Source organism: Posidoniimonas polymericola (assembly GCF_007859935.1).
GTDB classification, from domain to species: domain Bacteria; phylum Planctomycetota; class Planctomycetia; order Pirellulales; family Lacipirellulaceae; genus Posidoniimonas; species Posidoniimonas polymericola.
The window spans coordinates 401,848-421,639 of record NZ_SJPO01000006.1 but is presented as its reverse complement, the minus strand read 5'-3'; the positions used below and the strand labels follow the sequence as shown (position 1 = coordinate 421,639).

Genomic DNA, 19,792 nt, shown 5'->3' with positions numbered 1-19,792 from the left:
TTGCCGATGCGACATCGCGGCAAGCGGCCCGCTCGCCGACGCGCAGGGATTTCGCTTGCCGAGGTGGTGGTGTCGATCCCACTGGTCGGCCTAGTGATGGTCGGCGCAATGAACGCCACCGGCAGTGTGCTCCGCACCTGGAGCCAGGCCCGCGAAAGTTACCAAGGGCACTCGCTCGGCGAGCAGCTGATGGCCGAGGTGCTGCAGCAGGCGTACGAGGACCCCGACGACCCGCCGACGTTCGGCGTCGAGACCGGCGAACCGGTCGCCGTCCGCACCGCCTGGGACGATGTCGACGACTACTACAACCTCTCGCAGTCGCCGCCACGCACGAGGGCGGGCGCGGCAATCTCTGGCTACACCGGTTGGACACAGCAGTGCAGCGTTGTCTACGCGACACTCGCCGACCCGACGCAGGCCTCGGCTACTGACGCGGGGCTGAAGCGGATCACCGTGACCGTGACCGACCCGGCGGGCCGCGCCACCGTGCTGACCGCGTACCGCTCGCGGTGGGGCGCGGGGGAGCAGCCGCCGGCGGTCGACACGACCGTGCAGGGGTACGTCTCGCACGACCTCACAGCCGGCGGCGGCACGCTGCGCGGCGGGGCGAGCCTGTTCAACCACGCCGAGTAGTCGCTGGGACCTCCCGATGCATCGCCATCATCGACAACGCCGCGGAACGCTCTACCTGGCCGTGCTGGGGGTCAGCACGATCGTGTCAGTGATTGCGCTGGCCGGCATGCACGCCGCCCGCACGCAGCTGGCGGCGACCACCCAGGCGGCCGACCGGCTCGAGGCCCGGCTGTTGGCGCAGTCGGCGATCGAGCACGCGGTCGCGGTGTTCAACGCCGACGCCAACTGGCTGACCACCTACGCGGTCGACACCAACTACCCGGCCACGCCGGTCGCGGCCGGGCGCGGGGCGTACAACTGGCGGCTCGGGGGCGCCGGCGGCCTGAACCGCACACTCTCTGGGACCGCCAAGGTCGGCGACGCCGCCTGCACGCTGACGGTCGACCTCGCCCTGCCGGTCGACCTCGGCTGCGGTCTGTTGGTCGAGGGGAAGCTGCAGATTGATGGCGATTGCGAGTTGACCGTCGAGGACGCGCCGGCCGCGTGCAACGACGAGTTCCGTGTCGACGGCGTGGTGACCGGCGATGTCGAGGGCCAGTCGATCGACAACAACGGCACGATTACCGGCTCGCAGACCGCGCCGGCGACAATGCGAGCCCTGCCAACCCCCAGCATGGTGTTCGATTACTATGAGCAAATGGGCACGGTGGTTAAGCCAGCGGTCTTTGGGTCGGCGATCATCAGTATGACCCTCCTCAGCCCAAACTCCAGCTGGGCCGGCAAGAACTCGGATGGGATCTATGTCATTGACACGCAGGGGAAAGACTTATCCATTTCCACCAGTCGCATCGTGGGCACCCTAGTCGTCACCAACTTGGCGCCCGGTAAAAAGGTCTACCTGTCAGACAAGATCAACTGGGAACCCGCCTACCCGCACTACCCCGCTCTGCTGGTTGATGGGGACATCGAAATATCAACCAAGGATGGGAACCTGGCCGAGTGGCTTCTATCGCCGTCTTATAACAACACCGGCACGCCGTACCAGGGCGAGGAAGACACCGACAAGTCCGACTCGTTCATTTCTTCGATTGCCGGCCTCATCTACTGCACCGGCAACCTCACGATCGACGGCGGGGGCAACGACCGCCAGCCCGACCTCCGCGGCGTGGTTCTCGTCGGTGGCGAGTGCCGTCTGCAGAACCAGACGCTGCCTGTCATCAAGTACGACGATGCCTACTCCACCACCCCGCCGCCGGGCTTCGACCAGACCGACCCGGTCGTCATCGTGCCGGGCAGCTGGCGGTAGCGGCGCCCTCCTTCGGAGCGGTACGGCGGGCGATCGCACGCTTGTCCGGCGTTGCGTTTTGGCGACGCCCCCCGGGGCGTTTCCGCCACAGGGCGATTCACGTCGCGGCGGGCGATCGGCTGCAGACACTGCGATAGCAGGCTCAAACGCGTCGCACAGCCCGCGGCGCGGCTCCTGGCGCCCCGATTGCGAACTCTGACTGGCGAACCCCTGGCTCGCCTTTGGAGATTGCCGCCGTGACCCGCCCTGCCCTGGCTGTCGTCCTTGTGTTGATCGCCGGCGCCCTGCCGCCGGCGGGCGCCGAGCCGTGGAGCGGGATCGAGGTAGGCGAGTCGGTGTGGGTCGCTACCGTCGACGGCCGCACCCTGCGGGGCGAGATCGACCCCCGCACCACCAACCAAGAGCTGTGGCTGGCCGTGACCCGCGCAGGGGTTACGCTGGCCAGCCGCACGCCGGCCGCCCATGTGGTAGCGGTCGGTGCGATCAGCCCAATCGAGCTGCCGCCGGCGGGCGACCCGGCCGGCGGGGTGGTATTCGTCGCCGCCCCCGCGCCGACGCCGCGGCCGCCGGTCGCCGCGTTGCAGGCAATCGCCCAGGCCGCCAACTGGGACGCCGACGCCGGCGTCGACGGCGTCCAGCTCTACGTGCAGCTGCGGGACATCGCCGGCAACCCGGTCCCTGTCGCGGCGACCATCAACACCGAGCTGCACCTCTACGGTTTCGGCCGCCACGGTCGGAGCCAACCGGTGGAGGTGCAGCGCTGGTCGGGACGCATCGCCGCTGACAGCGGCGACTTCCGCGGGGCCGCGCTCCAGGTCCCGCTGCGGCCCGTCGACCCAGACGCCATCGCGCCGGCCTACGCGGTGCTGAAGGTGCGGGCGATCGTCCCGGGCGTGGGCGCGTTCGACGCGGTGATTCCCGCTATCGCCCTGTAGGTGCTCGGCAAGCCAGGGGCGTGCTAGTTGATCGCCGGCAGGCGGAGGACTTCAAGTGACTCCGACGGCTGCTCGACAACGGTGGGTTGCATTCCGAGTGGCTCTGCGACAACCGGCTCCGCGACGACCGGCTCCGCGACGACCTCGGTGCACTCCCCTGCCTCGTTGTGCGCGGCTGCTGGCGCCGACTTGATTGCCCACAGCGGGCGGTGGGTCGCGTCCGGCAGCGCGGGTTCCCAGGGCCGGTAGGCCGGGGCCAGGTGTGGCTCGAGCAGCGGCGTGGTGGCCCGGTCGTACTCGGTCGCCTCTTCGCAAGAGCCGCACGGCACAATCCGCGGCAGCAGGGCGACAATCACCTCGTTCCGCTCGCGGTCGACCGAGCGGCGTTGGAACAGCCTGCCGATGCCCCACAGGTCGCCCGCCCAGCCGAGCTTGCTCTGCCGCTCGGTGTTGAACTCCTGGATCAGCCCGCCGATGATGATGCCGTGGCCGTCCGGCACCAGGACCGACGTGTCGACCTCGGTGGTTTCTTCTTCGGGCAGCGTGGTCACGGGGTTGATGTCGCCGCTCGAGACCTTCGGCGCCACCTGCATCAGCACCTGCCCGTCCGCGGTGATCATCGGCGTCACGTGCAGCACGACGCCCACCTCCAAGAACTGGACGTCCTGCAGGGTGCTGGTTTGGGTCGTCGTGGTGACGAAGTAGCCCAGCCGGCTGCCGATTTGAATCTTCGACTCCTGCCCGTTGATCACCAGCGTCTTGGGCGAGGCGAGCGTCTTGGCGTCGGTGGTGTTGGTGATACAGTCGATCACGCTGTTGAAGTCGGTTCCGTCGACCGTGAACACCATGCCCGGGCCGTCCTCGCTCGCCAGGCCCTTGCTCCAGAGCTGCACCTTGGCGCCGCTCAGGCGGGTGAGGGCGTCGAAGTTGACGCCGTGCGCCTTGTCCTTGCCGAGCCGCACCTGCAGGATGTGGGCCTCGATCATGACCTGGCGCGGCATCTGGTCGGCCTGGGCGATGTAGTCGGCGATCCGCTCGATGAACGGTGGCAGGTCCTCGACCACCACCTGCTCGACGGTCCGCAGCTTGTCGGTCGGGCTGACCTGGCGGATGAACACCTTGCCGACCGGCGAGAGCAGACCGGCCACCACCTTCTCGACGTCCTCGGCCGAGGCGTAGTTCAGCGAGAACAGACGCACCTCGCGCCCCTGGAAGAACGGGCTGGAAGAGCCCTCCTTGGTCATCGCCGTGACGTAGATCACGCCGTTGCGGCTGGTCCAGGTGCAGCCCGCGACCGCGAGCAACGCGTCGAGCGCATTCTCCAACGAGGTCGGCTGCAGCGTGACGGTGACCGGCTGGGTCAGGCTGCTGCTGGCGACGATGCTCAGCCCCTGCTGCTGGGCGAGCAGCGACAGCACCGAGTGCAGCGGCGCCTCGCGGACCGCCACCGAGACCAGCTCGCCGGTGGCCTCGACCGAGCCGTTAATCGCGCCTGCTTGATCGATCGGCAGCAGGACTTGCCTGGGCGGCTCGTTGGTCGTCGGAGACCCGTTGGCTGGGGTCGGCGGCGACGGAACCGGCGGCGGCAGCGGCTCGCGGGGCAGGTACTCCGGCGTCAGCGGCGCCTGCGCAACCAGGTACCGGTCCGAGACCACGGGCGTCACGCTGTGCGCGAGCGGGGCCTCACGCCATTCCACGGCTTGATGGACCGCCGCCAGCCGCGGCCCGTCTACTGCCAGCAGGTCGACCGGCCGACGGACCACGGACGCGTCTGCCGCGCCGGTTTGCGTGGCCGCAGGGCTGGGGACCGGCGGGTTGTTCGCGAGCGGGCGCGGGGCGCCGCTCGCCCAGAATCCGACCCAGCCGGCGCAGAGCAGCATGGCGACCAACGCGCCGGGGCCCTTCGGCCCAAGCGAGCGGTGTTTGCCCTGCGGTTGCGACCGTTGGGTTGGCATGAATTCTCGGGTGGCGTGATAGTAATGCTATCGCTTCGCCCTGCGCGCAGCATGGCAGAGTCTTTCGGGTGTATCGGATATTCGGCTGCCCCGGCTTACCCGGTAGTCCGAAGACGATGCCTAATCGCCCGACTCAGCCCATTGCCGTGGTAGCAACCGCGGCCCGCAGCGGAGAATTTCCCGTGAGTGGGGTGGCTGCGTGGGCGAGGGGGCTTGGGAGGTCACTTGAGAGAGAATGTGACCGAGGAACGCTGGCGACAGAAATCACCACGCCGATGCCCTGCTGCCCACTGGCAGAGGGCCACTGGCAGAGGGTTGGGTGCGGGGCAGCAAAGATCGGCGCCGCCAATCGTAGAGCGGGGGCACTGAGTCGCGCCGCGGAGCTGACTCGCGGAATCGCGTCGCCGAGCTAGGCCAGCGCGGCGCCAAACAGCTCGTCGTGGTCGAGCTGAGAGGCCATCTCGTGCAGCTTGTCGCTGGCACGCTTCTCGAGTTGCCTGACCCGCTCCTTGGATATCCCCAAGCGATTGGCGATGTCCTGAAAGCTGCGGACCTTGCGGTGGGCGCCGAGGGCGTAGCGGCTGCGGATGATCAGCTGCTCTCGGCGATCAAGCTTGTCGACCATCGCCGCCGCGGCAGAACGGAGGCGTTCCCCCACGACGTCGTGAGCCAGCGAGGGGCTCTCCTCCGGCTGCTGCTCGAACGCCCAGTCCTCGGCGTCCCGGGCGAGCCGTGACTCTTCCTTCTGGGCGGCAAGCATGGCCCGGTAGACCGTGCGGGCCACCGATCGGTACGCGTAGGTGCTGAACCGGAAACCGCGGCTGTAGTCGAACTTCTCAACCGCGTTCATCAACGTGCAGACGCCGTCGCTGACGAACTCGTCGAACCCGAGCGTGCTGTTCGATCCGAGCGTTTTCTTGACGACCGCGTAAACGAGTCGCAGATTCGAGCGGATAATGTAGTCGCGGACCTGCAATGCCGCCTTGGACAGGCTCTCGATCTCGTCGAGTTCGGCACTCTTCGGGTTGCTCCGGTTCACACCCTCCGCGATTTCGGCGGCGAGCCGCTTCAGCAAGTTGAGCGAGTGGAACAGGTCGCGTTCGTGCTGCGGGGTGAGGATCTCCTCCTCGCACATCTTGCCGACCCGGTCTTGGTCTCCGTCTAGCAGCCGCTCGGCTTGGCGGATTGCTTCGGCGGGCTGGAGGTCTGCCGAAGCGATCGCTTCGCAGCCGATGTAGGTGAATCCCGATGAAAGCAGTTGTTCGCCGCGCTGGACCCTAGCAGCCCGTGAGCGGCGATTGGGAGTGCGGGTAGCAGTGGCGGTCGCCATCGGAGACTCCAAGATTAGTGAAACGTTCAAATCGTTCATTTGAATCGTATCGGTTTAAGGGGCACCTTGCAAGCTGCTTCTACCGAAAAATGTTCTTTTAGTGGTCGAATGCAGAGGCTAAGGTTGAAATAAGGGAGGGCCTGCTCAGCGATGCGGTTGGTTGCAGCGATAGAGAAGCGGGCAAAACGGGCGCCATCGAGACCAAATTCCGTGAGCGGTACCGATTTACAGCAGCTACTCTCTCCCAAGCAGATCGCCCGGGCGCTCGATGTCAGCGAGTCCTCGATCAAGCGTTGGTGCGACGGTGGGCTGATCCGCGCCGAGCACACCGCCGGGGGGCACCGTCGGGTGCCGATGAGCGAGCTGCTCGATTTTCTGAAGCGGACCGATCGGCGGGTGGTGGAACCCGCGGCCATAGGCCTGGTGGCGCCAGCGACTGTCCGCAGGCCCTGCCTGGCGGGCGCGGTCGATCGATTCACGGCCGCCATCACCGCAGGCGAGGAGGCAACCGCCAGACAGATTGGCGTCGAGCTGGCGGTCGCAAGGGTGGGCATGGCCGAGCTGTGCGACGCGGTCCTTGCCCCGGCAATGCACCGCGTCGGCGCCCTGTGGGAAACAGGGCAAGTGTCGATCTACCAGGAGCGCCGGGCGTGCGGGATTGTCGAGCAGACGCTCGTCGACCTGCAGAACCTCTGCCAGCCGCCCGAGCCAGACGCGCCGCTCGCGATCGGGGCGTCGACCGCTGGCGACTACTACAGCCTGCCGAATGACATGACCCGCCTGGTGTTGAGCGACCTCGGCTGGCGGGCGACTTCGCTCGGCGAGAATATCCCGCTCGCCAGCCTGGCAGACGCGGTCCAGAGCGAGCGTCCGAAGGTAGTCTGGATTAGTTGCAGCTACCTCACCGACCCGCCCGGGTTCTTGGCCGAGTTCCAGGCGTTCCGGTCGCAGGTCGCCGACAGGTCGCAAATCGTGGTTGGCGGGCGAGCGCTTACCGACGAGATTCGCAAGCAGCTCCACTACTCGGCCTTCTGCGACACAATGGCTCACTTGCAGGGGTTCGTCGAGGCGATTAAGGCATAGCCGCGGGTTAGAGGGGAGCTGATTGCAAAGTTCTTGGTGGTCGCCCCGGCGGCGGCTGCTACAGTAAAGGCAAAGACACGCATTGGACGCCTGGCTGCCAACTTGCAAGCTCACCGCGCCGCGTGCTCACCCGCGAGCTACCCAAGCTGTCGCTGACGCCCATGACTACCTTCGATGCCTCACCGCCGCCCGTCGACCGTCTCCGCTGCATGGAAGTCTGGGGCGGGAACTCGCCAGGCGAGCACGAGCTGTCACGCCCCGGATTGGACCTGTGGCTGTCTGCCCGTGCGTCGGGCCCCGAGGGCGGTGGGCTGCACTTCGTGTCGTCCTGCGCCTCGGGTCGAATCACGCGGTTCCTGCTGGCCGACCTAGTCCCCGGCCGGGGTGCGTTCGTCGACATCGCGGCCAAGTTCCGCGAGCTGCTCAAAAAGCACGTCAACCGTATTCAGCAGGGCGGCTGCGAGTCGGGCATGCGTAGGGTGCTCGAAGATTCCGCCGACCAGGGCGGCTGCGGAGCCGTGATGATGGCGACCTACTTCGCCCCCAATCGGCGGCTGACGGTTTGCAACGCCGGCCACCCGCCGCCACTGCTGTACCGTGCGGCGCTCCGCGAGTGGTCGCTCTTCCCCGCGTCGGCTTCGGCCGACACTAAGACGACGGTCGACGAGCCGCTGCTCGAGTCGGGCGAGTACCAGCGGGGTTCGTTGCAGCTCGGCCCGGACGACCGGGTGCTGTTCTACGGCGAATCACTGCTCGAGTGCCGGACGTCCGACGGCATGCCGCTGTCGGTAGCCGAGCTGCTCAATCGCCTGCGCGGGTTGGGCCCACTCGACCCGCAGCGTCAGGTAGCGAAGTTGCTCGCGGACCTCGAGCGGGAGCATGAGGATAATCTCAAGCAGATGGACACCACGGTCATTCTCTGCAAGCACGCCGCGCGTCGTTCGACGCTGCGTGACAACCTGCTCGCGCCGCTGCGGCTGATGCTTCCGGTCGGCGACAAGACGCGGTTCTCGAGCTAGCGGTCTAGCGCTCTTGTTCGGAGCAGTGGGCCACGTCTCTTCGGCCTGCCCGCGGTCGGTTCTGAACGCCCTGCTCTTCTAGTCGCCATGTCGGCGACGCGCCTTTCCAGGCGAGCAGCGACCGCCAAAAAATTTATGTCGGCGACTTCCCTTGTCGACGCAGACAACGGCGCTAGTGTCTTTACAGCTGCGAGAGAACGGCGGCCGCCACAGCTTCTCGCCCTCGACCCGGTAGCGCGGGGAAGAATCACCTAACCAAGTTTAACGGGAAGAATAAGACACATGTTTGCCACTATCAAAACGTTTGCGTCATGCCTCACCGCCGTAACGGTCCTGTCACTCTCTTCGGCCGCCATGTCCGCCGAGAAAGACATCGTTGACACGGCGGTTGGTGCGGGCTCATTTAAGACGCTGACCACCGCGGTTGGCGAGGCCGGTCTGGTTGAAGCCCTCAAGGGGAAGGGCCCGTTCACCGTGTTCGCCCCGACCGATGACGCCTTCAAGAAGCTCCCCGAGGGCACGGTCGCCGAGCTGCTGAAGCCGGAGAACAAAGAGAAGCTGACCGCGATCCTGACCTACCACGTGGTCGAGGGCAAGGTGACCGCTGAGCAGGTGACCAAGCTCAAGCAGGCCAAGACCCTCAACGGCAAGATGGTTGACATCGCCGTGAAGGACGGCAACGTCATGATCAACGGCTCCAAGGTTGTGAAGGCCGACATCATGTGCAGCAATGGCGTGATCCACGTCATCGACAGCGTCCTGCTGCCGAAGGAAGAAGCGAAGACGAGCCAGGCCTCGCACGACTCGGAGACCAGCTACACCTCGCTGAAGGCCGAGGCCGCGTCGAGCTGCCCCGCGAGCAAGTAGAGCGAGATCATAGCGTGAAGACAGCGAGGCCGCGGTTCTGCCGCGGCCTCGCTTTTTTTGTGCGCCAACGCGAGCCGCGGAACACGCCTAACGCAGCCGCGCCGCCGCCTCGCGGATCGACGCGAGCTCTTCGTCGGTCTTCCTGTCCAGGTTCTTGACCTGCAGCTTCATCCGCTGATTTTCCTCCAGACGCTCGCGGTTGCGGTCGAGGAAGTCCCAGTAGAGCGTAGTGAACGGGCAGGCGTCGTCGCCGGTCGCCTTGGCCGGGGCGAACCGGCACGACTGGCAGTAGTTGCTCATCCGGTCAATGTACTTGCCGGACGCGGCGTACGGCTTGCTCGCCATCACGCCGCCGTCGGCGAACTGCGACATGCCGAGCGTGTTGGGCAGCTCAACCCACTCGACCGCGTCGACATAGACCGCCAGGTACCACTTGTGGACCTCGCGCGGGTCGACCCCCACCAGCAACGCGTGCAGGCCGGTCACCATCAGCCGCTGGGTGTGGTGGGCGTAGCCGTAGGTGAGTGTCTGACCGATGGCGTCCCGCAGGCAGGCCATCTCCGTTTCGCCTGTCCAGTAGAAGTCGGGCAGCGGCCGGTCGGCGCCGAGCTCGTTCCGCTCGAGGTAGCCCGGCATGTGCAGCCAGTAGACGCCGCGGACGTACTCGCGCCAGCCGAGGATCTGCCGCACAAAGCCCTCGACACAATTCAGCGGCGCCGAGCCGTCCTGGTAGGCGTCGACCGCGGCCTGAACGACCTGGGCGGGGTTGATCAGCTTGAGGTTCATCGCCGCCGACAGCAGCGAGTGGTTGAGGAACGGCTCGCCGGTCCACATCGCGTCTTGGTAGTCGCCGAAGCGGGGGAGCCGGTTCTTGATGAAGTCTTTCAGCGCGTGGGCGGCGTGCTCTGGCGTCACTGGCCAGTCGAACGCGTCCATATCGCCCGGGTGCTCGGCGAACCGCCTGTTGACCAGCTTGATCACCCCGGCGGTCACCGCGTCGGGCGGGAACGCCTTGGGAGGGTGGGGGTCGGGGCCCTGCTTGCCGTACGACTTGCGGTTGTCGTGGTCGAAGTTCCACTTGCCGCCCACCGGCTTACCGTCTTTCATCAGCACGTTGTGCCGTCGGCGTATCTCGCGGTAGAAGTACTCCATGCGGAGCTGCTTGCGTCCCTCGGCGTGCTCGGCAAACTGCTCGGGCGTCGAGAGGAAGTGGCGGTCGGCGCGAAACTCGAGCGCCACGCCAAGCCGCTCGGCGGCGTCCTTCAGCTCCTGCCGCACCCGCCACTCGCCCGGGTCGACGACCACCAGCTTTGAGCATTCGAGCTCGGCGAGTGTTTGCTCGAGGGCGTCACTGAAAGTCTCGATCGAGTCCTTGCCCGTCGCCGGTAGTTCGCGGTACAGCACCCGCAGCCCGCGATCCTCCAGGGCGTTGCGGAAGTGCCGCATGGCGGCGAGGAACATGACGATCCTTGCCTTGTGGGTCCAGACGTGCTCGGACTCGTGGCAGACCTCCGCCATCCAGACGCCGTCGGCATCGCGGTCGAAGCCATCGAACGCGGCCGAGTCGGCGTTGAGCTGGTCGCCGAGCACCAGCACCAGGTTGCGTAGTGGTTTGCTCTTCATGCGGCCTAGGCCTGGTGTGCAAGCGGCCGGGTTTCGCTGGTCTGCGGAGAGGCGGCCTGCTCGAAACGGTAGTGGCACACCAGCCACCGCTGGCCCTCTTCATAGCGGAACAACTCGGCGCACGCCATGAAGAACATCCGCCACCGCTGCAGCATCCGTTTCGCTTCGCCGGCCTCGAGGCCCTCGCCCAGGATCTTGAGCAGCTCTGGCCGAGTGGCGTCGAGGTTCTGCAGCCAGTGCTCGCAGGTCCGCCAGTAGTGCGTGCCGTCGACGCGCCACTGCTCAGCGATGCGGAGGTGTTTGTCGAAGCACGCGAACAGATCGTCCGACGGCATCGTGCCGCCGGTGAAGAAGTGGCGGCTCATCCAGTCGTTCGGGCCGTTGTCTTCAAACAGGTACGGCTCGCCCGCGTGGCAGAACACGTGAACAAAGGCGACGCCGTCCGGCTCGAGCCAGCTCGACACGCGGCGGAACAGCTCCTCGTAATTCCGCATGTGCTCGAACATTTCTACCGACACGACGCGGTCGTACGTTCCTGCCGGCTCAAACTCGGTGACGTTGGCGGTAATCACTTCCAGGTTTTCGAGCCGACGCTCGCCGGCCCTCGCCTGGATGAACTCGCGTTGGCTGTTCGAATTCGATACGGCCGTTACCTGAGCGTCGGGGTATTTCTCTGCCATCCAGAGCGACAGCGACCCCCAGCCGCACCCGAGTTCGAGGATCCGCTGACCATTCTGCAGGTCGGCCCGGCTGCAGGTGAGGGTAAGCATGGCTTCCTCCGCTTGTCGGAGGGTCGCGTTCGGATCGTCGAACAGGCAGCAGCTGTATTTCAGTCGCGGCCCAAGCACCTCATTGAAGAACGCCGCGGGCGCCTCGTAGTGCTGCTCGTTAGCGGCGTCGGTCGCGATGGCGAGCGGGCCCTGCCGCAACTGGTCGGCAAACTCTTGGACCGACGCCCGGCGTTCGGCCTGCTGAGGGTTTTGTTTGCGCTGGGCGAGCAGCCGGCGGATGCCCGCGCGGATCAGCCAGTCGGGCAGCAGCCGGCTTTCGGCGAGATCGATGACGTTCACTTTCGCTCCTGCTTGTCAGCGGGCTGTGGTCGGTAAGAGTAGGATGCTGGGATTGTAGAAGTTCGTGATTGGTGGGCCAGGATGACGATAGACGTGCTCGCGGTTGGTCTCTTAGCAGTAATCCTGTTGCAACTAGCCGCGTGGGGCCTGAGCCTGGCAAAACGCGACGCCAGCGTCGCCGATCCGGTATGGGGTCTGTGCTTTGTACTGATTGCGTGGGTGGCGGTATCTCGTTCCCAGAGCCCGGCGGCCGGCGAGTGGTTAGTCGCCGCGATGGTGACCCTCTGGGGGCTGCGGCTCTCCGGGTACCTAATCTACCGTAACTGGGGACACGGGGAGGACCACCGCTACGCGGCGATGCGCGACAAACACGGTGGGTGGTTCCCGCTGATTAGCTTGGCGACCGTTTTCGGGCTCCAGGCCGCGCTTGCCTGGATCATAGCTCTGCCGCTCCAGGTGGGAATGGTTGAGCCAGACGCAATCGGCCCGCTGACCCTGCTCGGCGCGGCGGTCTGGGCTGTTGGGTTGGCGGTGGAGTCCACGGCCGATCTGCAGTTGGCGCGTTTCAAGGCCGATCCGTCCCACCAAGGGCAGGTCATGGACCGTGGTCTGTGGCGTTACAGCCGGCACCCCAACTACTTCGGCGAGTTCGTGCTCTGGTGGGGAATCTACTTGGCGGCGGCGGAAAGTGGGTCTTGGTGGTGGACAATCATCGGGCCGCTGACCATCTCGGTGCTGCTGTTGAAGGTTTCCGGCGTGACGCTGTTGGAGAAGTCCTTGTCGCAGCGACTCGACGCCTACGGCGACTACGCCCGGCGGACGAGTGCGTTTGTCCCGTGGCCGCCGAAAAACTCACCCTAGACGGGTGGTCATCGGCGGGCGTCCTGCTAAAAATCTGGATCGCAGCGTGCCCGCCCCAACGCCTGGCCAGAGGTTAATGACCAATCTCCCCCCAACCCTCTCCGATAGCCCCTACCAGGTAGAGCCGAGCCCCGGGCCCGCCCCCGCAGTAGAGTGCCTAGCCTGCCAGGGCGAAGAGGACCGCGTCGAGTGGTTCCGGGTCGCCCCATTCCTGCTGCTGCACGCCGCTTGCCTGCTGGTTTTATGGGTGGGGTGGAGCTGGACAGCGGTAGGGTTGGCATTGTTTCTGTTGTTCCTGCGGGTCTTCGCGCTCACGGCGTTTTACCACCGCTACTTCTCGCACCGGGCGTTCAAGACTAGCCGGGCGGTGCAGTTTGCCGGCGCTCTGCTCGGCAGTGCGGCTGCGCAGCGGGGGCCCATCTGGTGGGCCGCCCACCACCGGCACCACCACCGCGCTTCGGACAGCGTCGACGACATCCACTCGCCGCGGCAGCAGGGCTTCTTGTGGAGCCACATGCTGTGGTTCATGACGCGGGAGAACTACGGGACGAACGAGAAAATGGTCAAGGACCTGCTCAAGTTCCCCGAGCTCCGCTGGATTGAGCGGCACGAGTTTGTCGCGCCGGCCGTGCTGGCCGTAGCGACCTACGCACTCGGCGTGGCTCTCGAGGCCTACGCCCCCGGCCTTGGTGTCAGCGGGCCGCAGCTGCTGGTCTGGGGGTTCGTGATCTCGACCATCGCGCTCTACCACACCACGTTCGCCATCAACTCGCTGGCCCACAAGTACGGCAACCGCCCCTACCAAACCAACGACGACAGCCGGAACAATTTCTGGCTTGCCCTGCTGACCTTCGGCGAGGGCTGGCACAACAACCACCACTACTACCCAAATTCTGCCCGGCAAGGTTTCCTGTGGTGGCAGGTGGACGTCTCCTACTACCTGTTGGTGATGCTCTCCTGGCTGGGCCTAGTGTGGGACCTGAAGCCCGGCCCTGCGGAGCTGCGGCGAGAGAATCTCAACCTCCATAAAGCCGAGGCCTAGCATGCGGGTCGCGGTGATCGGATCAGGCGTTAGTGGCTCGCTGGCCGCCCGGCTCCTGGCGAGCCGTCACGAGGTGACGCTCTACGAGGCGGCCGACCACCTCGGCGGGCACGCCCAGACGGTTGATGTTGAGGTGGACGGCGTGCGGGTCGCGGCGGATGTCGCGTTCATGGTGTTCAACCGCCGCACCTACCCCAATTTCTGCCGGATGCTGGAGCTGCTCGGCATCGATTCCCGCGCGAGCGACATGAGCTTCAGCGTCCGCTGCGACGCGACCGGGCTGGAGTACCAGGGGAGCTCGCTTGACGGCCTGTTTGCGCAGCGTCGCAACGCGGTCGACCCGCGGTTCTGGCGGATGATTGCCGACATCGTGCGGTTCAACCGATCGGCGCGTCGGGCGGCCAACAACCCCGCGGAATTGGCCAACCTTTCAGCCGGCGATTTCGTCGAGCAGTGCGGCGTCGGCCGGCGGTTTGTGTCACACTACCTGGCGCCGATGGCAGCGGCTATTTGGTCGAGCCGGCCGAGCGGGGTGCTGGCTTTCCCAGCCCCCTTCCTCATCGGGTTCTTCCAGAACCACGGCCTGCTGCAGCTGCGAGACCGGCCGCAGTGGCGCACCATCACGGGCGGCTCGCGGAGGTACGTCGCGGCGTTGCTGAGCCCGCTCGAAGAAGCAGGCGGAATCAGGACTGGCGATCCGGTTGTCGCTGTGGAGCGGCGGCCCGCGGGCGTCGCCGTCCGCCGGGCGAGCGGCAGCGAAGAGTGCTTCGATGAGGTCGTGTTCGCCACCCACGCCGATCAGACCCTGGCGATGCTCCACCGCCCCACAGCGGACGAGCGGCAGGTTCTCTCGGCATTCCCCTACCAGCCCAATCGAGCCGTGTTGCACACCGATGCGTCCGCCCTGCCCTCCCGCTCGGCGGCTTGGGCAAGTTGGAACTACCGGCTCTCGACCGAAAGCGACTCACCGGCAACCGTTACCTACGACTTGACCCGGCTGCAGGGGTTGAAGACACCGCGGCCGTTGCTGCTGACGCTCAACCCAACGACGCCGATCGACCCGGGATCGGTGATCCGCGAGTTCCATTTTACCCACCCGGCGTACTCGGCAGACTCGATAGGCGCCCAGCCGAGGTGGGACGAGATCAGCGGCCGCGACCGGATACACTACTGCGGAGCGTACTGGGGCTACGGCTTCCACGAGGACGGCGTCAACAGCGCGCTGGCGGTCGCCAAACATTTTGGAATCGGACTAGAAGCATGCACAGCTGCTTGTACGAGGGGGTCGTTGCCCACCGCCGCCGGCAGCCGCTGAAGCACCGCTTCCGCTACCCGCTGGCGATGGCGTGGCTCGACCTCGATGAACTCGACGAGGTTGTCGGCGCCGGCCGGGCAATAGCAAGTAGCCGGTGGTCGCTTGCTTCTCACAGCGCTGGCGATCATCTGGACGGGAGCACACGGGATCTCCGCGAGGGTGTCTGTCGGTCGATTGCGGGGCTGGGAGGACCTTCGCCTGGCGGCCCGATCAGAGTCCTCACGCAGCTGCGGTGGTTCGGGCACTACTTTAGCCCGTTGAATTTGTTTTACGTCTACGACGCGAGCGGCAGCCGGGTCGAGCAGGTGCTGGCCGAGGTGAACAACACGCCGTGGGGCGAGCGGCGGCTGTACTTGTTGTCGAACGCCAACCGGCGGCCCGGGGGCGACGCGCTGCGGTTCGAGCACAGCAAAGACTTTCACGTGTCGCCGTTCATGGGAATGGACGCGGACTACCACTGGCGGCTCACCCCGCCCGGCGACCAGCTCGTTGTAGCGCTCGCTAGCTGCGGCGGCGGCCACGGCCGGTTCGACGCCTGCATGCGGCTCACGAGGCGGCCGCTCACGCGGCGTGCGATCCAGTCGCTGGCCTTCAGGCGGCCGCTGGCGACGACCCAAGTGCTGATGGCGATTTACTATCAAGCGTTCCTGCTGTGGTGGAAAAAATGTCCCTTCTATCCTCACCCACAAAACCTGCCCTCCAGCCCGTAGCCGTTGACGACCGCAGGCCCGCCCGAGCGTCTTGGCTGGAGCGCCGGCTCCGCGCGTTGGTTTTGGGGCGGCTCAAGGGTTTACTGCATGGCGGTCTGACGCTGCGTGAGCCGGGCGTCGTGATTGACCTTGGGCCCGAGGAGCCGACCGCAGAGATTAACGTGCGGAACCCGCGGTTCTACCGTCGGGTCGCCCTGGGCGGGGCGCTCGGCGCGGCCGACGCTTACATCGATGGCGACTGGGACGCGCCGGACCTCACCGCCACCCTGCGGGTGCTGGCCCGCAACGCGACCGCCCTGCAGCAGGTCGAGCGTGGTGTGCCCCGGGCGCTCCGCCCGCTCCGCTCGGCCGTCAACCGCTTCCGCCGGAACACGGCCCACGGCAGCCGCCGCAACATTGCCGCGCACTACGACCTCAGCAACGAATTTTTCGCGCTGATGCTCGACCCGACGATGACCTACTCGAGCGGCATCTTCCCGAGCGCCCACGCCACGCTCGAAGAGGCTTCGGTCGAGAAGTACGATCGCCTGTGTCGCAGGCTGCGGATCGGCCCGGAGCACCACGTGCTCGAAATCGGCACGGGCTGGGGCGGCTTCGCCGAGCACGCCGCCCGCACCTACGGCTGCCGGGTCACGACGACAACCATCTCCGAGAATCAGCACAGCTACGCGAAGCAGCGTTTCGAAGAAGCACGCGTCGCGGACCGGGTCGAGCTGCTTCAGAGCGACTACCGCGATCTCCGCGGGCAGTACGACCGGGTTGTTTCGATCGAGATGATCGAGGCGGTTGGCGAGGAGTACCTGCCCGGCTATTTCCGGCAGTGTTCGGGCCTGTTGAAGCCAGACGGGGCGATGGGGCTGCAGGCGATCACCATCCCCGACTGCCGGTACGAACGCTACCGCCGCTCGGTCGACTTTATTCAGCGGTACATTTTTCCCGGTGGGTTCCTGCCGAGTCCCAGCGCCATTACCGGATGCCTGGCGGAGCAAACCGACCTGCGGCTGATGCAGCAGGAGGACTTCAGCGACCACTACGCCCGGACGCTGAGCGAGTGGCGGGAACGGTTGTGGGGCCAGCTGCCTAAAGTGCACGCATTGGGCTTCGACGAGCGATTCCTGCGTACCTGGGAGTACTACCTTGCGTACTGTGAAGCCGGCTTCCGCGAGCGGCAGGTTGGCGTGTCGCAGTGGGTGCTGACGAAGCCGCTCAACCGCACCGTTGCTGGTGCACCAGCCGCCTAGCTAGGCTTTTTGCGGGCGGCGGTGCGGACCGTGCTCAGGCCGCCGTCGACGGTGAGCACCTCGCCGGTGAGCCAGCTGTTTTCGGGGGCGAGCAGCCAGGCGATTGCGCTGGCGATGTCGTCCGGTTCGCCGAGTCGACCCACGGCGTGCATCGCCTCGGAGGCAGCCCGCGACGCGTCCTTCGACCAGATCTGCTCGGTCATGCGGGTTCGCACCAGGCCCGGGGCGACCGCATTGAACCGCAGGCCGAAGGGGGCGTACGTAGCCGCCGCCGAAGTTGTCAGCCCGATGACGCCCGCCTTGGCGGCGGCAATTGCCTCGTGGTTCGCGAATCCGTGCCGCGCCGCCGCGGACGAGATCAAAACGACTGAGCCACCGCTGCGGCGCATTGTCTGCGCCGCGCCCCGCACGACGGCAAACGCCGAGGTGAGGTTGATGCGGAGCGTGTCTGCCCAGTCGTCGGCGCTGGTGAGGTGCGCCGGCTTCAGCATCAGCGACCCGACGCAGTTGACCGCGCCGGTCAGCCCGCCAAGCTGCTCCGCAGCGGCGCCGAACGCCTCCTCGACCTCGCCAATCTCGGTGGGGTCAATCTCGAAGCACGGGGCGTCGAGCTCCGAGGCGAGCTCTAGCAGCCGATCACTTGACCGGGCGGCGAGCGCAACCCGGGCGCCCGAAGCCGCTAGCCTGCGGGCGGTTGCCGCGCCGATCGAGCCAGATGCCCCGATTACTAGATATGCAGCGGTTGAATCGCCCATCGTGGTCTCGCAATAGGTGGCTACGCTTTGCCGAGCCAGTGCCGGCTCGGTCTGCTGACTTACGATAGAGGTCAGGGCAGCAACGCCAAGCGGCAAGATATCAAGCCGAGTGCGCGTTGCCCGCGGGCACGGGCCGGTCGGCCGCGGTCGCTTTGGCCGCGGATTCGGCCGACGACTTGATGCCCTGCAGCATCCCGCCGAACACAAAGTGGTGCAGCGGCAGCACCGCGTACCAGTAGAACAGCCCGAACAGGCCCCGCGGGCGGAACGAGGCCGCCATGAATAGACGCGTGCGTGCGGGGGCGTCGGTAGGCTCGAGGCGGAACTCGAGCTGCGCATCGCCGGGCAGCTTCATCTCGGCCCGCAGCCGCAGCAGGCGGCCGCGCTCGATGCCGACTACCCGCCAGAAGTCGAGCGCCTCGCCGTACTGGATGTTCTCTGGGTGGCGGCGTCCCCGGCGGAGGCCCGGGCCGCCGACCAATTGGTCCATCCAGCCGCGGATCTTCCAGAGGATGTCGCCGGCGTACCACCCGTGGCCGCCGCCGACCCGGCAGACCGCGTCGAACACCGCGGAGGCCGGAGCGTCGATATCAATCTGGCGCTCGTCACGCAGCACCGAGCCGCCCGCCCAGTCGGGGTCTCCCGGGATCGGGCCGGCGGCCGACCAGTGGGTCTCAACCTGGTTGACTTCGGCGGCGTGGACCGCGGCGCTGATCGCCTGCTCGGAGGTGAGCGGCTCGTGGGGGAGCACCGCCTGCGCCGGGCGGTCGCCAACAACCACGCGGTTGCTGAGGCCGTCGGCCAGGGGGCGGGCAATTCGATAGGTGACCGGCGTGATCAGGCTGATCCAGGCCGAGCTGAGCCGCGGCGTGAGCACCGGAACGCCGAAGATCCAGCGGCGGCCTAAGCCGAGCTGCCGGGCGGTGATCTGCATCAGCTCGCGGTACGTGTGCGAGTCGGCCCCGCCGATATCGAGGGTCTTGCCGACGGCCTCGGGCGATTCCCCGGCGGCGATCAGCCAGTGCAGCACGTCGGTTATCGCCACGGGCTGGCACTCGGTGTCGACCCAGCGGGGCGTAATCATGATCGGCAGCCGATTGACGAGGTAGCGAAGGATTTCGAACGACGCCGAGCCGGCGCCAATGATCATCGCCGCGCGCAGGGTCGTTACCGGCACACTAGTCGACGCGAGCGCCTGTTCGACTTCGCGCCGCGATTGGAGGTGCGCGCTGAGGTCATCGGAGTCCTCGCCGAGCCCGCCGAGATAGATGATCTGCTCAATACCGGCGCGCTCCGCCGCGGTCGCAAAGGACCTGGCGAGCTTGAGGTCTCGCTGCTGGTACTCGTCACCCGCGGAAATCATTGAGTGAACCAGGTAGTAGGCCACTCGGCAGCCGCGCAGGGCCTCGGTGACGCGGTCGGTCTCCATGAGATCGCACTCAACGACCTCGAGCTTCTCCGCGCGGCGCCAGGTACGCTGTTCGATCTTGCGAGGCGAGCGGACGAGGCAGCGGACCCGCTGCCCACGTTCGAGCAACGCCGGGGCTAGGCGGCCGCCGACGTAGCCGGTCGCGCCGGTGACCGCGAAGGGGGCGTCGTATCGTTCGTTAGCGTGCATAGTGAGAGCGAAACCTGTTTCGTCGGGGGTGCGAAGCGCTGCTCGCACCCAATCCAAGCGAGTTGCGTTCCGTCAATACAAACGGCGCACTGGTGTTGTAGCGAGCGACAACACTGCTGGCGAATGCGGTAAGGTAGAAACCACAATGGTTGCAATGCTCTCAGGTGGTTTCTCGGCTGTCAGTGACGAGGCGAGACGCCCATAGCTCCTTTCGGACGGTTGAACCGTTGGGACGGAGATCGTATCCTTATATCTAGCAAAGCTTTATAGCATCGCAGGCGATTCGAACACCGTGTGAAGCCAGAGAGCCGCAACGGTACGGAGACCAAGCCACCCGATCGGGCGGGACTATTTCGCCTCACGGGGCGCTCCCGCAGCCTTTGCGGGCATGCGAACGCCTAACCGTTTGGGGGAAAATCTGAGCGAAGGCACGCCGTTCGCTCATCTGACCGTTCCTGCCAGCCCGCAACCCAGTTGCGGCGACCTTCC

Annotated in this window: 17 protein-coding genes; 11 read left to right on the top strand and 6 right to left on the bottom strand. The window is 66.3% G+C overall.

From position 1 onward, the window contains the following. Positions 1-6: 6 nt before the first annotated feature. From Pla123a_RS14440 to Pla123a_RS14430, 3 genes are all read left to right on the top strand, one after another. Positions 7-633 (top strand): hypothetical protein, encoded by a 627-nt coding sequence (locus Pla123a_RS14440; protein ID WP_146588117.1) that lies wholly within the window; start codon positions 7-9, stop codon positions 631-633. Between the two features lie 16 nt (positions 634-649). Next, a complete protein-coding gene (locus Pla123a_RS14435; RefSeq protein ID WP_146588116.1) occupies positions 650-1,879 on the top strand; it encodes a hypothetical protein in 1,230 nt (409 codons plus the stop codon). Positions 1,880-2,115: 236 nt separating this feature from the next. Continuing rightward, complete coding sequence (locus tag Pla123a_RS14430; RefSeq protein ID WP_146588115.1) at positions 2,116-2,814, top strand: hypothetical protein; 699 nt, start codon at positions 2,116-2,118, stop codon at positions 2,812-2,814. A 23-nt stretch (positions 2,815-2,837) separates the two neighbouring features. Here the strand turns inward: Pla123a_RS14430 and Pla123a_RS14425 are convergent, their stop codons facing one another. Both Pla123a_RS14425 and Pla123a_RS14420 read right to left on the bottom strand, forming a co-directional pair. Continuing rightward, positions 2,838-4,769: a type II secretion system protein GspD gene (locus Pla123a_RS14425; RefSeq protein WP_146588114.1), complete on the bottom strand. Its 1,932-nt coding sequence runs from the start codon at positions 4,767-4,769 to the stop codon at positions 2,838-2,840. A 409-nt stretch (positions 4,770-5,178) separates the two neighbouring features. Next, the gene (locus Pla123a_RS14420; RefSeq protein WP_146588113.1) at positions 5,179-6,138 is read right to left on the bottom strand and encodes a sigma-70 family RNA polymerase sigma factor; all 960 of its coding nucleotides are present in this window, start codon (positions 6,136-6,138) and stop codon (positions 5,179-5,181) included. Between the two features lie 171 nt (positions 6,139-6,309). Between Pla123a_RS14420 and Pla123a_RS14415 the strand changes: the two genes are divergently transcribed. The 3 genes from Pla123a_RS14415 (at position 6,310) to Pla123a_RS14405 (ending at position 9,068) form a co-directional block, all read left to right on the top strand. Next, a complete protein-coding gene (locus Pla123a_RS14415) occupies positions 6,310-7,182 on the top strand; it encodes a B12-binding domain-containing protein (protein ID WP_197527969.1) in 873 nt (290 codons plus the stop codon). Between the two features lie 161 nt (positions 7,183-7,343). Further along, complete coding sequence (locus Pla123a_RS14410; protein ID WP_146588111.1) at positions 7,344-8,201, top strand: SpoIIE family protein phosphatase; 858 nt, start codon at positions 7,344-7,346, stop codon at positions 8,199-8,201. 354 nt (positions 8,202-8,555) lie between these two features. Further along, positions 8,556-9,068, top strand: a complete 513-nt coding sequence (locus tag Pla123a_RS14405) for a fasciclin domain-containing protein (RefSeq protein ID WP_231956476.1) — start codon at positions 8,556-8,558, stop codon at positions 9,066-9,068. Positions 9,069-9,155: 87 nt separating this feature from the next. On the opposite strand, the gene Pla123a_RS14400 is transcribed toward Pla123a_RS14405, so the two are convergent. After that, positions 9,156-10,691 (bottom strand): cryptochrome/photolyase family protein, encoded by a 1,536-nt coding sequence (locus Pla123a_RS14400; protein ID WP_146588107.1) that lies wholly within the window; start codon positions 10,689-10,691, stop codon positions 9,156-9,158. Positions 10,692-10,696: 5 nt separating this feature from the next. After that, positions 10,697-11,761 carry an SAM-dependent methyltransferase gene (locus tag Pla123a_RS14395; protein ID WP_231956474.1) on the bottom strand — a complete coding sequence of 355 codons (1,065 nt, stop codon included), beginning with the start codon at positions 11,759-11,761 and terminating at the stop codon, positions 10,697-10,699. Between the two features lie 126 nt (positions 11,762-11,887). Here Pla123a_RS14395 and Pla123a_RS14390 point away from each other — a divergent pair, with 126 nt between their 5' ends. From Pla123a_RS14390 to Pla123a_RS14370, 5 genes are all read left to right on the top strand, one after another. Further along, positions 11,888-12,622, top strand: coding sequence for a DUF1295 domain-containing protein (locus Pla123a_RS14390; protein ID WP_231956472.1), 735 nt, complete (start codon positions 11,888-11,890; stop codon positions 12,620-12,622). A gap of 76 nt (positions 12,623-12,698) precedes the next feature. Further along, positions 12,699-13,664, top strand: coding sequence for an acyl-CoA desaturase (locus tag Pla123a_RS14385; RefSeq protein WP_146588103.1), 966 nt, complete (start codon positions 12,699-12,701; stop codon positions 13,662-13,664). 1 nt (position 13,665) lies between these two features. Beyond that, positions 13,666-14,979 (top strand): NAD(P)/FAD-dependent oxidoreductase, encoded by a 1,314-nt coding sequence (locus tag Pla123a_RS14380; protein ID WP_146588102.1) that lies wholly within the window; start codon positions 13,666-13,668, stop codon positions 14,977-14,979. After that, complete coding sequence (locus tag Pla123a_RS14375) at positions 14,925-15,689, top strand: DUF1365 domain-containing protein (protein ID WP_146588098.1); 765 nt, start codon at positions 14,925-14,927, stop codon at positions 15,687-15,689. Before Pla123a_RS14380 ends, Pla123a_RS14375 begins: the two co-directional genes overlap by 55 nt. 119 nt (positions 15,690-15,808) lie before the next feature. Then, positions 15,809-16,930, top strand: a complete 1,122-nt coding sequence (locus Pla123a_RS14370; protein WP_197527968.1) for an SAM-dependent methyltransferase — start codon at positions 15,809-15,811, stop codon at positions 16,928-16,930. Here the strand turns inward: Pla123a_RS14370 and Pla123a_RS14365 are convergent. Continuing rightward, positions 16,927-17,685, bottom strand: coding sequence for an SDR family NAD(P)-dependent oxidoreductase (locus tag Pla123a_RS14365; protein ID WP_146588095.1), 759 nt, complete (start codon positions 17,683-17,685; stop codon positions 16,927-16,929). The two genes, Pla123a_RS14370 and Pla123a_RS14365, sit on opposite strands and share 4 nt — an antisense overlap. Positions 17,686-17,785: 100 nt before the next feature. Then, complete coding sequence (locus Pla123a_RS14360; RefSeq protein WP_146588093.1) at positions 17,786-19,303, bottom strand: SDR family oxidoreductase; 1,518 nt, start codon at positions 19,301-19,303, stop codon at positions 17,786-17,788. Between the last annotated feature and the right edge of the window lie 489 nt (positions 19,304-19,792).

Excerpts from the sequence above, each read along its gene's own strand:
- Pla123a_RS14360 (WP_146588093.1), bottom strand. The coding sequence starts at position 19,303 with ATGCACGCTAACGAACGATACGACGCCCCCTTCGCGGTCACCGGCGCG.
- Pla123a_RS14410 (WP_146588111.1), top strand. The coding sequence starts at position 7,344 with ATGACTACCTTCGATGCCTCACCGCCGCCCGTCGACCGTCTCCGCTGC.
- Pla123a_RS14405 (WP_231956476.1), top strand. The coding sequence starts at position 8,556 with ATGTCCGCCGAGAAAGACATCGTTGACACGGCGGTTGGTGCGGGCTCA.
- Pla123a_RS14375 (WP_146588098.1), top strand. The coding sequence starts at position 14,925 with ATGCACAGCTGCTTGTACGAGGGGGTCGTTGCCCACCGCCGCCGGCAG.
- Pla123a_RS14435 (WP_146588116.1), top strand. The coding sequence starts at position 650 with ATGCATCGCCATCATCGACAACGCCGCGGAACGCTCTACCTGGCCGTG.
- Pla123a_RS14425 (WP_146588114.1), bottom strand. The coding sequence starts at position 4,769 with ATGCCAACCCAACGGTCGCAACCGCAGGGCAAACACCGCTCGCTTGGG.
- Pla123a_RS14400 (WP_146588107.1), bottom strand. The coding sequence starts at position 10,691 with ATGAAGAGCAAACCACTACGCAACCTGGTGCTGGTGCTCGGCGACCAG.
- Pla123a_RS14440 (WP_146588117.1), top strand. The coding sequence starts at position 7 with ATGCGACATCGCGGCAAGCGGCCCGCTCGCCGACGCGCAGGGATTTCG.
- Pla123a_RS14365 (WP_146588095.1), bottom strand. The coding sequence starts at position 17,685 with ATGGGCGATTCAACCGCTGCATATCTAGTAATCGGGGCATCTGGCTCG.
- Pla123a_RS14420 (WP_146588113.1), bottom strand. The coding sequence starts at position 6,138 with ATGAACGATTTGAACGTTTCACTAATCTTGGAGTCTCCGATGGCGACC.
- Pla123a_RS14380 (WP_146588102.1), top strand. The coding sequence starts at position 13,666 with ATGCGGGTCGCGGTGATCGGATCAGGCGTTAGTGGCTCGCTGGCCGCC.
- Pla123a_RS14385 (WP_146588103.1), top strand. The coding sequence starts at position 12,699 with ATGACCAATCTCCCCCCAACCCTCTCCGATAGCCCCTACCAGGTAGAG.